The sequence below is a fragment of the Candidatus Moraniibacteriota bacterium genome (assembly GCA_035390125.1).
Taxonomy (GTDB): domain Bacteria; phylum Patescibacteriota; class Minisyncoccia; order Moranbacterales; family GWC2-37-73; genus DAOOTD01.
This window is the reverse complement of record DAOOTD010000001.1, coordinates 35,946-50,861: the sequence shown is the minus strand read 5'-3', so window position 1 is coordinate 50,861 and position 14,916 is coordinate 35,946. Positions and strand designations below refer to the sequence as shown.

Below are 14,916 nucleotides of genomic sequence, written 5' to 3'. Positions count from 1 at the left end.
GGCATTTGGTTAATTGATTACTTTTTTGCGATTACGATAAATTCTTCGCATTCCCTGGGACTCTTGCCTGATAAATTGTTAATGCTCCAGCTGAAATTTTCCAGCATCAGCAGTTTCGCATTTGGTCGGTGTTTTTTGACCATCTCCAGAAACTTATCCGAATGAAGCGCGCCCGGCTCGTCCACCTTGGCTCCATAGGTCAAGAGCCATAGATCAATGTGCTGGCAGGCTTCAAAGAATTTATCAAACCACTCTTCTACCTCTTTGCTGTTGAACGCACTATTGCTTTTAGGGATTTTCTTGCCCAGCAGAATTTCTGAAAAAGCATCATACATTGAATAACTCGTCGATTCGAAATATGGCGCGTCCGCCATCATTACAGCCTCATTTTCAAATTCCCTTGTCTTGGGCAGGAATTCAAGCACATCTTCGTTGTATGCCACATTGACCTTGTTATTATTTTTCACCCCGGCATTTATTCCCCTCACCAATTTCTTGAGAATGATCAGCGGATGTTGGACACTTTTCAGCAGTTTATTGGCTCTCGAATCTGATGTCTTCACCGCTTCTGCCACCGCCAATTCCATCCCCACAGCCTTAACATTCCTGATATCCGCGGTGCATCCGAATTTGCCGTAAGGCAGGGTATGGAGAATATAATAGATTATTAAGTGGGAAAGTAGATATTTTCGGTAGCTGTCCGGAAGCTGTCGAATATTCTCCGTAGCTCTGTCTAGAAATTCACAAATTTCATCAGTAAAAAACTTGTTGTAATTTTTTCTGACGAAACCATCGTTTGTATTTTCTCTGAAGAGATAATAAATATCATTCAGCGATATTTTCGCGGTGTTATTTTCCAATAATGCTTTCTGGGCAACATATGAAACCAGAGACCAATCATTAGAGATTATTTTCAATCCCAGCCTATGTTTAGCGAATAGCTCAAAAGAACAACCGCCGGCAAACGGACTGATTAGCACTTTGTGCTTTTCTGGCTTTACAAAACTCGCCAAGGTGGAACTTTGCCTAATTTTGCTTCCCAGATAGGGAAAGTTTGCCGACTGAAACTTATACTTTTTCATCTTTTTCTATTTCCTTGATTAGATAGCTTACTGCCAGAGCTATAATTTTGGACTTTCCCGCGATGCCATATTTTTCAGAAAGCAGGACTTCCAGCTTATATAACTTTTCCTGATAGAATTGCGGAAACAGATAGAACACTTGCCGACTTCCCCTCATATCGGAGTGATCGGAAAGAACCTGATTCAGCTCTTCAATTTTCTTTTTAGTGTTGGTCATATTTTTGATGATTATTGATTACTTTTCCCCTTATTAAAGCCTTTTTTGTCCAGCTGCTGGACATTGCAAGACATTGTTTAACTCCTACCTAAAAATCTATTTCCTCAGCAATGTCATATTCATCGCTGTATTTTTCCGCTTCAACTACACCTCCTTCCTTTTCAAGCAAGCTTTTTTGCTCCGACAAGCTTGCGTTTTCATCGTTTTTACCGTTGCTATCGTTATTTAAAACGCCATCTTGCAACGATGCATCGATAGAAACGACTGATTTGCCAACTCGTTGGAAGCGTATTATCCTTTGCCTGTTTTCTTCCTTGCGGTAAACTTTTATCCCAGCTTCTTCCAAGTTAGTTTTCAGACGGTTGATTCTTTTACTAAGATTATTGGCACTTTTAGGAAATCCTTTTTCTTTGATGTCAATTTGCAGCTTTCCAGCTATAATTTTCAATTCTTCCAGTAGTTCCGACGCGGTTCCTTCCCATTCATCCCTGTATTCCATAAAAGTGAGGATGGTTATAGCTTCGAAATTCTCCAAAAGCACTTCGTTATTCTGGTTGGCTATATTATTGCGGTAAGCTTCCAGAAATTCTGTCTCCTTGTGCCCTAAAGCTCTGGCAATAGCCGAACCCCAATGGGCAAAATCAGCCATCCTGGTCAAATTTTGAGCACTCATCCCTGGTTTAACTTTCATTGTTTCAGAGACTATGTCAAAAATGCTTCCTAATAGTTCCGGCAACATTTGCTCAAAATTATCAATAATATCCTGCTCCAATTTTCGGTCTTCTGGCGGAATTCTGTCCAGTTCAAACAACAAACTCCTTTCCAATAAATCCGGCTTGGATGTAACCAAATTTATTCCATTTATTCCCAAGCACCTCCGGAAAGTATGTATGACATCGTTGTCATCGCTGTAAAGTTCTCTTTTGGAAAAGGCCGCGCCTGTCACTGCCTTGCAAAGCAAATCTGAAGTCTGATCGGACAAAAAGGAAACATTATCGAAGAGAATACACCAATGATGAGACAGCTTTAAAACAAAACTGTCTTCGCCTTGGGGAAAACTAGATACCTCGATAAGCGATGGATCGACTAACTTTTTAATCAATTTGAATAGGGTGCTCTTAGCTGAACCTTGGGCACCATAAATATTGATAACCGGATGTGGAAAGCCGGGAATGAAACAGCTGATTATATAAACCAGAAGCAAAAGCTGTTGTCCATTATCCCTAATGTTTATGAATGGCAATAATAATTCAATGGCCACTCCCCTTACTGGCAAGGGATGCGCTTTCTGGTGGGAATATCGGCGAAACATTATCGGAGAATTATCCACAATTTCCCATCCGTCTTTGGTAATCTTTACTGCCTGCCATTTTTTATTGGAAAGATCATACCAAATAGCATCGTCTCTAATCGCCACCCGACATTCCAGCTTATATTCCGATCCGTTAAATATTGCCTCACCTTTAATAATATTAAGGGCATTGTTAATGGAATCGGAATTGGGAGCCTTTTTGTATTTATCCCAAAACTTCTTTCCCAGCCAATATTTGAAATTCTGATCCTTCAGATTTAATATCTCGTTATGTCCGGAAACCGGCAGACTGATATACGGACTTCTAGCGTCATCATGGAAAAGAACAATCCTCTTGTTTTCCTTCACTAATTCAACAATAAGGTCGCTTTGGTTTTTTCTTTCATCCGTGTCGTCATCCTCAGCTTCTTCGGTTTCCATTTCAAACGGTTCAGCCAATCTGGTTAACTCTTTTTTCGTGCCGTTCAGCTTTACAAAATAATCGGTAATATCTCCTTTTTCACCCACTGCTTCAGGAAGACGAATTATTTTAACCTCCAGTCCGTCAATGGCCGATAGTTTTTTAGCCACCATTTCCGATCCGGCTCTCCCCTCGTCATCGTTGTCAAAAACTATATATGCTTCCTTAAGATGCTCAAATTCCTTTATCCATTCCTTTTTGAAAGTTCCCGCACCGGCCGTGGAAGTTACTGCTATCAATCCTTTCGACTGAAGCAGGATGCAATCCAACTCACCTTCGCAAATAAATACCCTACCTTTTTCTTTTCGCAGTAGTTCTATGCCAAATAAGCTGGAACTGGCATTGGGATAGAAAATATACTTATTTCCCTTACTCGAATCACTCGGGTCTTTCCTCAGTTTCAAATATATGTATTCGCCTGATTCGTTTTTAACCGGAATACTTATTCTGTTTCCATTTCGAGAAACCCACCAACCCAGTTTATATTCGTTAATCAGTTCGTTATTCAAACCGCGGTTATTCAAATATTTTCTAATCTCATCCGGCAGTCTGTCATGGCAAAAATCCACTAGGCTTGGATCAAACACCTTTTTAAGTTTTTGAATTTTCGGCTGCTTAACAACATCAACTATCCTATCGCCAAGATGTTTAGCAAGCGTTAGGAGGTTTCCCTCTGCCTGGCATTTCTTGCATTGGTATTGCCCAGTCTCGGCATTCATCCAAAGATGCGCTTCGTTTTCCGTACTGTCGCTATCGCAATCTCCAAAAATGCACTTCATTACCAGTTCACCGTTTACTTCCCTGAATTCAATGTTTTTTTCTCGCAGATACTCTCGCGGCGAGATATTACCGTAGTTCATATAATTCCGTCGTGACTCCAGTTGACCTCGGATGGACGGAATAGTTCGCATCCAAGGCCAGCAGGAGCCACCGAACAAGTTAGTTAAAATTTAATAAACAAAAAGCCCGCAAACGCCTACCACTAAAAGTGATAATTGTTTGCGGACTTTTTCTCAGACCTAATATTGAGAAAGACTTCCTACTTCGACCATCTGAATACAGCGAAACTCCAGACGAAGTAAGTCCAAATATTTTATTTTCTAATTGTATTTTATCAGTTCTCATAGCCTTGTCAATCCCTTTCTTAAAATTTTTTATCTGTTAAAATTAACTTATGGCTAAGCAGAAAAATTCTGCCCAGCACACAAACTAACCTTAGAAAGCGTTGTCTTCCACAACCGCGCATTCTTCACTCATATGAGCGTTAACCACTCCTACTGATCCGGATTTCTCAAATCCGTTTTCACCCATTTCATAGCCTTCTGGTGCGACATAGTAAACCTGTATAAATTTACCAGCCACATTTTGCTTAAATGAATGAACTTTTACCTTCTTGCCTACCCAGTTCGCAGTTTCTTCTCCGAAAGCATCCACCAAGGCATTGATGCTGGTCTGGTTGATACCCAAAACCAATTCCACGCCATTAGCAGTTTTGATTTCAAAAATGTTCTGTGAGCCGAATTGAGTTTCCACAATCTTCCCTTCACTACCTATGGTGATTATGTCTCCTTCTTTGACATCTGTTCCTTTCTTGGCGAAAGGCATCCCCATAGTTTCCTTTTTCTGCAACTTCATGTAGTTCTCACCCCCTCTCCAGATGAATCTGTCTTATCTCTAAAATCCAGATTATTCATAACTCTGTCGTGATTCCTTCTTAGCTCTTCAAAATTCGAATTGCCTAAATAGTAAGTCAGCGTGGTTCTGGCGGAGGAATGGTTTAAAAAATTTTGCACGACTCCGAGCGAAACGTTGTTTTTATACATGTGCGTCGCGGCTGATTTGCGTAAAATATGTGGTCTGAGATTCTTACTAAGCTTCAGTTTTCGTCCGATCATTCGAAGACTCCTTTCAACATCGTTGGTTTGCCATGGTTTGGGATTGGGAGTTGCAGTCACGAATAAATTTGGATGATTATCTTTCCTCATAGCCAAATATTTGTTAATCGCTTCAATTGAGGAATCGGAAAACAAAATGGTGTGAGGTTTGTTATTTTTCGTCCGAATGTGAGCAATCCTGTCTTTGAAATTAATATCCGATATCTTCAAGCCCAAAACTTCTTTCACGCGACAGCCGGTTGAAAATGAAACTTCAAAATATGCCTTCAGTCGACACCCAGTAATTGTTTTCTCATTTGGGTAGTCAAGCACCGTGGACAACTCCGACTCATTCAATGTCTCAACCTCCTTAATTGGAACTCGGAACTTGGAAATCTGAGCATAATCCATCACCTTTGCGCCTTCTTTTTCCTTCACAAATTTCAGAAGCAAACGGAGTAATGTCAGGTGCTGATTTTTATAACTGGGACTGAGGTTGTCTTTCTTCTGACTTGATTGATTCAAATACTGCTTATATTTAGTAATCATCCGAGCATCAATCTTCTTTATGCTTATATTGCCAAAGAATTTAATTATCCGGGGACGGATTTCCTTGTATTTTTCGATTGAACTTTTGGACAGCGAACAATTCGCCTCAATATCCTCAAAGAAGCGGTCAAAACTGTCAGAAAGGTTTAAGTTGTCGGAAAATATGGAAATCATTTATTGGTTTTATATCTTATGCTCTTATTATCTCAACTTCATGCACCAAATAAATAACCTTTGCTCGTAAATCAAACGCAAAAAAACCGCTCTGATAAGCGATTCTTTTCTCGTAAATATTATTTTCAGACAGAAACTACTCGGAAATCATCCCTTTGGAAAAAACTTAGCCTGCTCTTCCTTAAGCATTCCTTTTGGCACAATATTAATATCAATTTCCTGATTTATCCCAAAATTATCTCCATCTTTTTCCACAATTGTCTTTTGCCTATACACCCCCGCGACTCCCACTCTTTTAAATATCTTTGAGTTTATTGTGGTTGCTATCTGATGATCATGTAGAACCTTCGCGCCATATTTACTTTTATCGACAATCTCATGTAGCTTCTTGATATAATTATCGCCTGCTTGTTTTTTCTTGGCTAAAAATTTAACTTTATTGCGAAAGTCGTTATTAAAAACCAACCACAATGACTCGTCCCTAAGTCCCGGGTTTCTTGTGACGATTATGATGGAACTGATGTCTTTCAGTCCATCCTTTTCCAAAATTGAATCATTATTGCTTTTCTTAAAATCCATAACCGAATAACTGCCAGTTGATTCTGCTTTATCATCCAGTTTTCCCAAGAGATAATTATGAATTCTATTCGCGTAAGGCACGTAGCGCGCTATATCCAGATTGTCGCTCAATGTTGAATTTGAATATCCGGAATAAACCGAACTTATTTTATCCCAAGCTCCCCAAATTGAAGTTTCCGTTTCCTCTTTTATTTTTTTATCCAGCTCGGCCAACTTCGGATGAGACTGAGAATAGAGCACTTTATCCGCGAGAGAAATATCATCAACCGTCTCTGATGATCCCGTCATGTCAAGGTATTCTTTTTTGGCAATCCTTGTTTCACTGTCAACTGTTTTCTCCAGACTATCTTTTTCGGCCAAAAGTGCCTCCTTGGATTTTTGTATTTCTGAAATAATTTCCTTAGATTTTTCATCAGCTAAAATGAATCTGATATAATCGGCCAACCCAATTAAAAAGGATTGGTTATCTTTTTGGGCTATGAAGCTATCGTAGTATTTTTGGAGTATATTTACTTTCATATAATCCAATTCTACCACAAAATCTCCCTAGAATCACAGGCTTAATACACCAGAAATGTCTGGTGCGCTTGTTTCACCTTTTGCTTGTCAGCCAGTGAAATATAGTAATCAATCGAAGTTTGAAGCCGACTATGGCCGAGGATTTCCTTGATAAAGATAGCTGAGCAGTTATTCATCGCCATTGTTGTTGCGGCCGTGTGCCGGCAAATGTGTGGGGTGACCTTTTTAGAAATACCAGCCAGAAGCCGTTGCCTTTTGAAATATCGACTTAAATCTTGATTCGCCAGTCTTCGCGGTTTTTCGCCGGTGGTTATAAAAAGAGCCGGAAACTTATCGTTCCGGCTCTTCAGATATTTGTCTATCCAGTAAAGCGATTCGTCATTAAAATACAGAACTCGTTGCTTTCCACCTTTGCCAATTATTCGCGCTTCTTTTTCAATCAGTGAAATAGAGTCTCTGTTGAGATTTAAACACTCTGAGATGCGACAGGCCGTCCCCAGAAGCACCTCAAGCAGCGTCCTGAAGCGAAGACCACAGATCGTGTTAATATTGATACTGTTTCTAAATCGGTTGATTTCATCGACTGTCAGATAAACCACTTCTTTCTTTTTGCGTTTTGGGATGGTTATCGTGCTGGGATCAATCTGAAGAGGAATTTTCAGCAGGTCTCTGGAGTAGAGCAATAATCCCTTGATGGATGCCATTACCACGCCAGTGAACACCTCAGAATTTTCTCGTTCATAAAGGATGGATTTTAATCTGAAAATGTGTTCAGCGGTAATATTTCCTATTTCAATATCCCCAATATCTCGCACAATGCATTTCAGTCGTGACCTGTATGAAATTATTGAACTCTGTGCGAATCGTCTTTCAACCTGCAACCAGCTCAGAAATTCTTCAGTGGTATTTTTTATTGTTTTTTCCATATTGATTTATCTTCTAAATATTTTCGGCGGTATTTGTCGTAGTTGAGCATGCAGTCGAAGCAATCTTTATTGGTAAGCATCTGACCGTATTTGATAGCGATCAGCCGGACAGCATTGATGTCATACATATTTGTTAGCCTACTGCGTCTGACTTTTTCGAATGCGATAAATTTAGCTTTTGTCATATATTTTTATTAAGGCAATGACACATTAGCTTCGTGGCACACGAAGTCAAGGAAAAGTTATCCACTGTTCTGAAAACAAAAATAAGGCCATTTATAGCCTTACTTTGTGAATGACAAGGATAATTTTACCACCAAATCCACCTCTTCTTTTTGTGATATTTTTTCTTACTTTGATTATCCATTTCTCTGCAACTCTCAATCTGTTTTTTTGTCCATTTATCAGCTTGCCTTATCTCATTATTAATTATCCAATAATGAGATTGGCACGGAAAACTCCAGTTACCTATCGACGGGTGCAACGAAACAGTTTTACCATCAAAAGTTAATTTCCAGTCTGTCGGAGAAAACGGCGTCACTACCTCACTTCCACAACCACAATAACACCTATGAATTGCCGTAGCATATTCCATGGATATATAAATAACGCCATCCTCGATGTTTTCTGGGATGTTTTTTACAAACTTAGGAGTTAGTCTCATCGTTGATTATTTTATTAATGCTAATTTCATAACTTGAATTATATTCCTTTTCTTGGTCATAGTAAAATCCGAAATGCTTTTTCATCTTAATTACAGCCAACGAAGCGTTAAGCGCGTTAAGTTCGGCGATTTGGATATTTTGTGTGTAAGCATCATGTCCTCCGTCAGAGAAATCAATCCTTCGTCCAAGGTGATCATTTTTTTCAGGAGTAGCCATGGTAGTGCGGATACAGCCAATTAAAGCGCCGTCGATTGATTGAATTCCAATCCCTGTATCCACAAATGGTATTTTTTTCTCTATCAATCTCTCAGCTATTTGCTTTTTAATTTTTCCTTCGTCAATGCAAATGAATACGAAATCCATTCCCGATATTTCTTCTAAATTAGAATCTGTCAGGTGGTATTCTCTAGAAAAAATTTTCTTGTGCATTTTGGAATACACCCCATGAAAATAATCAACCTTTTTGAGTCTTTCATCCAGCTTTTCCTTGGAAGCAGCACCCGGAGACCTAAATGCGTTATGCTGAAGAAAATCGTCGGCATCAAATAAATGGATTTCTCTTACTTCAGTCTTCGAAATAAAATCCAAGACGTAAGAACCAGTTCCGCCCAAACCGACAATCGCCACCCTTACGTCTTTGAGTTTCGCTGATATTAAACCAATGTCGGCACGTGTAGAATTTGTATCGATGTAGTGATGTACGGATTCTTCATCGTCTGGCTCAATAGTTTTGAAAGTTATTGCGGTTACCGAAGTGTCAATATGCTTCGCCTGTGATGACAAAATTCTTTCGTAGGTGATTATTTTTTGATAATAATCAGGATACTGTCCGGATGGAGGTTTACTGGAAAAGCTATGATTTGTAGTCAACCCATCAACAATAGGTTCGTTGTTACTTGCGTGTTGTATAGCGGTAATAACAGTTCCGTCATGGTTACATGGATGCTCGCCAATAAACCTCATAACATGGTCGCCCACAGGGTTGACCGTTTTATCTGAAGCCAGCTCTAACTTGGACACCAGCGTGCCGTAAGCAATCTCCTTTTGGGAATTCACATACGGCACATGATGTACCAGCAAATAACCACTCTTGACTTCAATTTCGTAGCCCTCGTCCTGAAGTTTTTTTAAGTCTGGGCTAAGACTTATTTGTTTGCGTAGCATTGAATATCATCTCATCCTTAACCTTTACGCTCTCTCCCTTTACCAAGGAGCCTTCCTTATTCTCATCTTTACCTCGAGAGTAAATAACCGTATACGCGATTGCAGCGTCTTCCGAGAAACTTCCGAAAGCAAGCGTAACCACCTCCTCGAACGAAATTTCTTCTTTTTTATCCCATTCGTGTGGACGTGTGTTCACGATTATAGTCACCTTTTTATCCTTCTTTTCGTTTTCCATAATTTTGTGCTAAAATTAAGTTAATTAGGAAGGGCGACCGAGACCACTTCACAGGCAATCTCAGTCGCTCCTTTTTTATTTCTTGCTCCGATTATACGGAGACTGATTTGTTGGTCTCAAACTGACATTCTCCTGACTGGCTCTAGATGCCACAGCGTCAGGCGTTCTGCCAAGCTTTAGTCCGATTACCCTTGTAGGGGTGTTTTGCTTTGCCAGCGATCTTAACTGAGAAACATCTTTCGATGTCCAAGCCTTCCCGCTGTTTTGATTGTACTTCGCCATTTGTTTGCGTATTAATATTGATTATTAAAAAAACGGAAAGCCCGACTAAGCCTCCGTTAATTTCCACTTTTGAATACATCGATAACTTTTCCATTTATGATGAAGGTATCATCAGGCGTTAAATAAATCGGCCGATGCTCGTTGTTGGTCGATTCCGGAAGCAATGCCATCATTTCATCATTAATTTTTTTGAATTTCTTAACCGTAGCCAGCCCATCAATCACAACCAATAACTTGTCCCCATTCTTATAATCTTTATACTCTGAGTCTACAATGATAAAATCACCATCATCTATTTTTTTACTGTCTATCTGTGATAAATTCATACTCGTACCATGAACCTGAATAGCAAAGACATTTTTATTGCCAACTATCTTTTTCGAGACTTTTAGATGCCCCTGCACATATTCCTCGGCAAAAATAGTAGGCGCGCCAGCTGATGCTGAGCCAAGCACGGGAACATCCACGAAAAATTCATTCATTCGATCAATGAAATCTAACCCTCTCTTTTCGGAAGATTTTGTCAGATATCCTTTTTCCTCAAGCGATTTCAAATATGTGAAAATCGAGCCCTTGCTTTTTATCGCAAGACCAATCTTGTTGCATTCATCCAGCATTTCCTGAAATGTAGGCATGTAGCCATTTCTGGCTTTGAATTTTTTGATTACAGAAAGCACAACGCTTTCTTTTGATGAAAGTAGTTCCATAATAATTTGTTCAGTTTTTCCAACTCCTACTGAAAGTATAGAATAACCAGCAGAAATGTCAAGAGCGGAGTAGACTGACCAACGCAAAAAACACCATTTAAGGTGTTCTTGCTTGCAAAAAGTATATGTATCACAACCTATTGCGATTAGTCCTATAAGAGTTTACCGATGTGTGTACAAACACATCTACAGATTCTGTTAGCTCTGCTAGGCATTGCTGTTCTCTAATAAATTAGAGTCGACCAGCGGATGATAACCATACTCCACAACCGTTGATGATGACACCAACAGTCTTCACGTGTAGTATTCTCGATTACCATCAAAATCTCCCTAGAAAGGAGGTGATCCATCCACAGCTTCCGCTACGGATGCCTTGTTACGACTTCACCCTTATCATCGATCCCACCGTTGTCCCCATTTTAAAGCGGGGCCTTTGGGTGTTACCGACTCTCTTGGTGTGACGGGCGGTGAGTACAAGATCCGAGAACGTATTCACCGGGGCGTTCTGATCCCCGATTACTAGTAAATCCGGCTTCAAGGAGTCGAGTTGCAGACTCCTATCCGAACTGGGACCGGTTTTTTGGGATTGGCTCCGTCTCGCGACTTGGCAACCCTCTGTACCGGCCATTGTACCACGTGTGTTGCCCAAGGTGTCAAAGGGCCATGCTGATCTGACGTCATCCCCTCCTTCCTCCCAGACTTTTATACATTAACAAAATTAATGAACAAAAGTCTGGGCAGTATCGTGTGACATATAAAACACACGACAGGGGTTGCGCTCGTTTCCCGACTTAACGGAACATCTTACGACACGAGCTGACGACGACCATGCAGCACCTGCTAGGCACCCTCGAAGGCGGACTTATTTCTAAGTCTTGCAGCCTAGTTTCAAACCTTGGTGAGGTTTCTCGCTTACCATCGAATTAAACCACATGATCCTCTACTTGTGCGGATCCCCGTCTATTCCTTTGAGTTTTAGCCTTGCGGCCGTACTTCCCAGGCGGCATATTTAACGCGTTAGCTACGACACTGAAAGGGTCGATACTCTCAATGCCTAATATGCATCGTTTAGGGCGTGGACTACTGGGGTATCTAATCCCATTCGCTACCCACGCTTTCGCTGCTCAGTGTCAGGAGTGTGCCAATCTAATGCCTTCGCCTTTGGTGTTCCTCATGATATCAACGCATTTCACTGCTACACCATGAGTTCCATAGATCTCTCACATCCTCTAGTTATACCGTTTCAAATGCAGTTTCAGAGTTAAGCTCCGAGATTTGACATCTGACTAATATAACAACCTACCAGCTCTTTACGCCCAATAAATCCGGATAACGCTTGAGGTCTCTGTATTACCGCTACTGCTGGCACAGAGTTAGTAACCTCTTATTCGTAAGGTACCGTCATCGAAATTCTTCCCTTACAAAAGCAGTTTACAACCCAAAGGCCTTCATCCTGCACGCGGCGTCGCTCCATCAGACTTTCGTCCATTGTGGAATATTCTCGACTGCAGCCTCCCGTAGGAGTTTGGACAGTTCTCAGTTCCAATGTTGGGGGCCGTGCTCTCACACCCCCTACCCGTCAAAAGCCTTGGTAGTCCATTACACTACCAACTAGCTGATAGGACATAGGCCTCTCTTGAAGCGATAAATCTTTACTCCGTAGAGCACATCGTGTATTATTCCGGATTTCTCCGAATTATTCACGACTTCAAGGAAAGTTCCTATGCATTACTAACCCGTTTGCCGTGGGCCTAAACCCACTCGACTTGCATGCCTTATCCACGCCGCCAGCGTTCATCCTGAGCTAGGATCAAACTCTCAATAAGAATAAAACCTTCCACCGAAGTGGAAAAAATTTTAAACGGTTTGCATCTTTATCTAAAGAAAAGATGCGAAAACTTATAGCTCAGATAAACAACCAGACCTGCCGCGCGTAAGCGACAGGTTTTAAAGGACTAACCGCAATAAATTGCGATTAATCTCTCATTAAGTTTTCAAAATACTATCCATAACTGCAAATTTTTATAGAGAAATAAAATTATTTCTCTATAATGATTTGGGGTTATAAAATTTGGAGGCCGGGAGGGAGCGGTTTCGAGATTAAAACCGATTACCCTTATTTTTTTTGAAAGGAAGCTTCAAATAAACAGAAATCTCGAATATGCCCGACCACCAAATTATCTTAATCAAAGCTGAGCGGGGCAAGTTTTTAAAAAACAAAAACTTGTCAGACTCCCCTAACTTAAAAACGTAATCAATTGAAACGAAAGGGGGTTTTCCTTCGATTCACTGGGACGCGCCTGATTTATCAGCCTTGAAAAAAATTTAAAATGAACAAAAAACACATCCTCACGCACATCTTGTTGATATGCATCGGGATGTATTTTTTCCACCCGAATTTTTAAAATATTTTTACTGTTTTGCGGCGATGTTTTTTTAATAAATTAATTAAACACCTGCTTTTTTTATTGCTTGTCCATTGTAACAACTCACTTAAATATTGTCAAGGGTTATTATTTATGCTTTTTCATAACAATTTTTTGCCTAAAATAAGCCAGTTTTTACTCTATTTCCACCTCATTGCTTTTGCATATTTTCGCATATTCATAGAAACTTTTTCGCGGTTTTCTTTCTTGTGTTTCAAAGTTAACCTCAATCAAACCGAACTTCATATTATACGCCTCATTCCATTCAAAATTGTCAATTAGCGACCAGTGAAAATAGCCTCGCACATCCGCGCCTTCTGAAATGGCTTCGTGAAGTTTTTGAAGATGACTTTTAATATAGGCGCTGCGATGATCATCCCCTGCATTTGCAATTCCGTTTTCAAAAATATATATAGGCTTTTTATATCGTCTCCAGGCATCCATGACAATTTCATATAATCCTTCAGGAAAAACTCCCCATCCCATTTCAGTTATTTGCTTGTCTGTGGTTTGCATACGTATAGAGGGCGGAAATAATTTTATTTCAATTGCAAAATAATAATTGATTCCTACAAAATCATAATACCCCCTGATCTGCTCATAAAAATACCAATTATAAAAATCTTCCACTTTTTCCGTAATAAAACTCGCTGGTTTTAAACCATAATAATTAAAATCATTACAAAATTGCGTTATGCCAACTTTAAGATTTGGCTTTTCTTTTTTTACGACTTCGTAACAAAGTTTATGGGCAGCGACCATATTTTTTCTAGCTAATAAAAATAGGATAGGATTTCTCTTTCCTGGGGGAAAATCTCCTACAAAATATCCCCTGTTTAAAGGAAGTCTCGGTTCATTTATAGTCAAAAATATGTCTATTTCTTCACCAAGCTCTTTTATAACTTTTTCGCAATATTTTACAAAATAATCAATTGTTTCTTTTTTATGCCATCCTCCTTTTTTTGAAAGCCAAAGAGGCAAAGCCCAGTGCCAAAGAGTAACGGATCGCATCATGCCTTTGGATTTAATATCTTGCAAAACTTGCCTATAGTGTTCAATGGCTTCCTGAGAAAATTTTCCCTCTTCCGGTTCAATCTTTGACCATTCTAAAGACAATCTGAAAGCATTGCATCCAAGTTCTTGCGCTAAACTATGATCCTCTGCAAATCTATTCCAGCTATCGCAGGCTTTCCCTGCCATGCCTTTTGTTTTTCCTTTTTTCTCCCATTCATACCAATCATTATTCGTACAACCACCTTCAACCTGATAGGCTGAAGTCGCCACTCCCCATAAAAAACCATTTGGAAATTTTAGTTTTTTAATCATAACAAAATCAAGTCTTTATATTTTTCATTATCAACTTTGGTATATTCCACAACTTCCAACATGACTTTTTTCCTGATATCGTCCGGAATGATAAAAACTTTGAAATCTTTCGGCCCAATTCGCACTGCAAATTTCAAATCAGTTTCCAGCTCTTGCGGCAGATATTTTATTTTTTTCCTGGTTGCAAAGGCAATATGAAATTTAGTCTTTTTTGGCGCCATCACATGCAACACAACAACATTTTCCCAAGACGAAAATACTGCCTGGTTATATTCTTCATCTTTTTCTGAATTAAGCGATAATGCTTTCTTATCGCCTTTTAGGAGAACAGAGGCAATTTTTTCCCAACTTTCCTCATGGGCCAAATTGTTTTCTGGTTCCAAATTTTTCATATTTTGTATTTATAACAAAATATATCG

At 39.7% G+C, this 14,916-nt stretch carries 15 protein-coding genes and 1 rRNA gene; all 16 read right to left on the bottom strand.

Going from position 1 to position 14,916, the window contains the following annotated elements; all coding sequences use genetic code 11:
* Positions 1–17: 17 nt before the first annotated feature.
* Positions 18–1,082, bottom strand: a complete 1,065-nt coding sequence (locus PLR68_00270; GenBank protein ID HOW60177.1) for a DNA adenine methylase — start codon at positions 1,080–1,082, stop codon at positions 18–20.
* On the bottom strand, positions 1,069–1,299 hold the full coding sequence (locus PLR68_00265; protein HOW60176.1) for a hypothetical protein: 231 nt from the start codon (positions 1,297–1,299) through the stop codon (positions 1,069–1,071). Before PLR68_00265 ends, PLR68_00270 begins: the two co-directional genes overlap by 14 nt.
* An 88-nt stretch (positions 1,300–1,387) precedes the next feature.
* Positions 1,388–3,931 carry a toprim domain-containing protein gene (locus tag PLR68_00260; protein HOW60175.1) on the bottom strand — a complete coding sequence of 848 codons (2,544 nt, stop codon included), beginning with the start codon at positions 3,929–3,931 and terminating at the stop codon, positions 1,388–1,390.
* A gap of 355 nt (positions 3,932–4,286) precedes the next feature.
* Complete coding sequence (locus tag PLR68_00255; protein ID HOW60174.1) at positions 4,287–4,706, bottom strand: hypothetical protein; 420 nt, start codon at positions 4,704–4,706, stop codon at positions 4,287–4,289.
* Positions 4,703–5,668: a tyrosine-type recombinase/integrase gene (locus tag PLR68_00250; protein HOW60173.1), complete on the bottom strand. Its 966-nt coding sequence runs from the start codon at positions 5,666–5,668 to the stop codon at positions 4,703–4,705. Before PLR68_00250 ends, PLR68_00255 begins: the two co-directional genes overlap by 4 nt.
* 147 nt (positions 5,669–5,815) lie before the next feature.
* Positions 5,816–6,766, bottom strand: coding sequence for a hypothetical protein (locus PLR68_00245; GenBank protein HOW60172.1), 951 nt, complete (start codon positions 6,764–6,766; stop codon positions 5,816–5,818).
* Positions 6,767–6,807: 41 nt separating this feature from the next.
* Complete coding sequence (locus tag PLR68_00240) at positions 6,808–7,692, bottom strand: tyrosine-type recombinase/integrase (protein ID HOW60171.1); 885 nt, start codon at positions 7,690–7,692, stop codon at positions 6,808–6,810.
* Complete coding sequence (locus PLR68_00235; GenBank protein HOW60170.1) at positions 7,677–7,877, bottom strand: hypothetical protein; 201 nt, start codon at positions 7,875–7,877, stop codon at positions 7,677–7,679. Before PLR68_00235 ends, PLR68_00240 begins: the two co-directional genes overlap by 16 nt.
* Before the next feature lie 125 nt (positions 7,878–8,002).
* Entirely contained in the window at positions 8,003–8,356 is a 354-nt protein-coding gene (locus PLR68_00230; protein ID HOW60169.1) for a DUF6527 family protein, read from the bottom strand.
* Positions 8,340–9,521, bottom strand: a complete 1,182-nt coding sequence (locus PLR68_00225; protein HOW60168.1) for a ThiF family adenylyltransferase — start codon at positions 9,519–9,521, stop codon at positions 8,340–8,342. The genes PLR68_00230 and PLR68_00225 overlap by 17 nt, the downstream gene beginning before the upstream one ends.
* Entirely contained in the window at positions 9,496–9,756 is a 261-nt protein-coding gene (locus PLR68_00220) for a multiubiquitin domain-containing protein (protein HOW60167.1), read from the bottom strand. The genes PLR68_00225 and PLR68_00220 overlap by 26 nt, the downstream gene beginning before the upstream one ends.
* A 75-nt stretch (positions 9,757–9,831) precedes the next feature.
* Entirely contained in the window at positions 9,832–10,038 is a 207-nt protein-coding gene (locus tag PLR68_00215; protein HOW60166.1) for a hypothetical protein, read from the bottom strand.
* A gap of 56 nt (positions 10,039–10,094) precedes the next feature.
* A complete protein-coding gene (locus tag PLR68_00210) occupies positions 10,095–10,832 on the bottom strand; it encodes a S24 family peptidase (GenBank protein HOW60165.1) in 738 nt (245 codons plus the stop codon).
* A gap of 247 nt (positions 10,833–11,079) precedes the next feature.
* Positions 11,080–12,571 (bottom strand): 16S ribosomal RNA (locus PLR68_00205).
* A 735-nt stretch (positions 12,572–13,306) separates the two neighbouring features.
* Entirely contained in the window at positions 13,307–14,497 is a 1,191-nt protein-coding gene (locus PLR68_00200) for a glycoside hydrolase family 1 protein (GenBank protein ID HOW60164.1), read from the bottom strand.
* Positions 14,494–14,889, bottom strand: a complete 396-nt coding sequence (locus PLR68_00195; GenBank protein HOW60163.1) for a hypothetical protein — start codon at positions 14,887–14,889, stop codon at positions 14,494–14,496. The genes PLR68_00200 and PLR68_00195 overlap by 4 nt, the downstream gene beginning before the upstream one ends.
* Between the last annotated feature and the right edge of the window lie 27 nt (positions 14,890–14,916).

What these genes read in the sequence shown, in the direction of transcription:
- PLR68_00270 (HOW60177.1), bottom strand. Translation starts at nt 1,082, where the DNA reads ATGAAAAAGTATAAGTTTCAGTCGGCAAACTTTCCCTATCTGGGAAGC.
- PLR68_00265 (HOW60176.1), bottom strand. Translation starts at nt 1,299, where the DNA reads ATGACCAACACTAAAAAGAAAATTGAAGAGCTGAATCAGGTTCTTTCC.
- PLR68_00260 (HOW60175.1), bottom strand. Translation starts at nt 3,931, where the DNA reads ATGAACTACGGTAATATCTCGCCGCGAGAGTATCTGCGAGAAAAAAAC.
- PLR68_00255 (HOW60174.1), bottom strand. Translation starts at nt 4,706, where the DNA reads ATGAAGTTGCAGAAAAAGGAAACTATGGGGATGCCTTTCGCCAAGAAA.
- PLR68_00250 (HOW60173.1), bottom strand. Translation starts at nt 5,668, where the DNA reads ATGATTTCCATATTTTCCGACAACTTAAACCTTTCTGACAGTTTTGAC.
- PLR68_00245 (HOW60172.1), bottom strand. Translation starts at nt 6,766, where the DNA reads ATGAAAGTAAATATACTCCAAAAATACTACGATAGCTTCATAGCCCAA.
- PLR68_00240 (HOW60171.1), bottom strand. Translation starts at nt 7,692, where the DNA reads ATGGAAAAAACAATAAAAAATACCACTGAAGAATTTCTGAGCTGGTTG.
- PLR68_00235 (HOW60170.1), bottom strand. Translation starts at nt 7,877, where the DNA reads ATGACAAAAGCTAAATTTATCGCATTCGAAAAAGTCAGACGCAGTAGG.
- PLR68_00230 (HOW60169.1), bottom strand. Translation starts at nt 8,356, where the DNA reads ATGAGACTAACTCCTAAGTTTGTAAAAAACATCCCAGAAAACATCGAG.
- PLR68_00225 (HOW60168.1), bottom strand. Translation starts at nt 9,521, where the DNA reads ATGCTACGCAAACAAATAAGTCTTAGCCCAGACTTAAAAAAACTTCAG.
- PLR68_00220 (HOW60167.1), bottom strand. Translation starts at nt 9,756, where the DNA reads ATGGAAAACGAAAAGAAGGATAAAAAGGTGACTATAATCGTGAACACA.
- PLR68_00215 (HOW60166.1), bottom strand. Translation starts at nt 10,038, where the DNA reads ATGGCGAAGTACAATCAAAACAGCGGGAAGGCTTGGACATCGAAAGAT.
- PLR68_00200 (HOW60164.1), bottom strand. Translation starts at nt 14,497, where the DNA reads ATGATTAAAAAACTAAAATTTCCAAATGGTTTTTTATGGGGAGTGGCG.
- PLR68_00195 (HOW60163.1), bottom strand. Translation starts at nt 14,889, where the DNA reads ATGAAAAATTTGGAACCAGAAAACAATTTGGCCCATGAGGAAAGTTGG.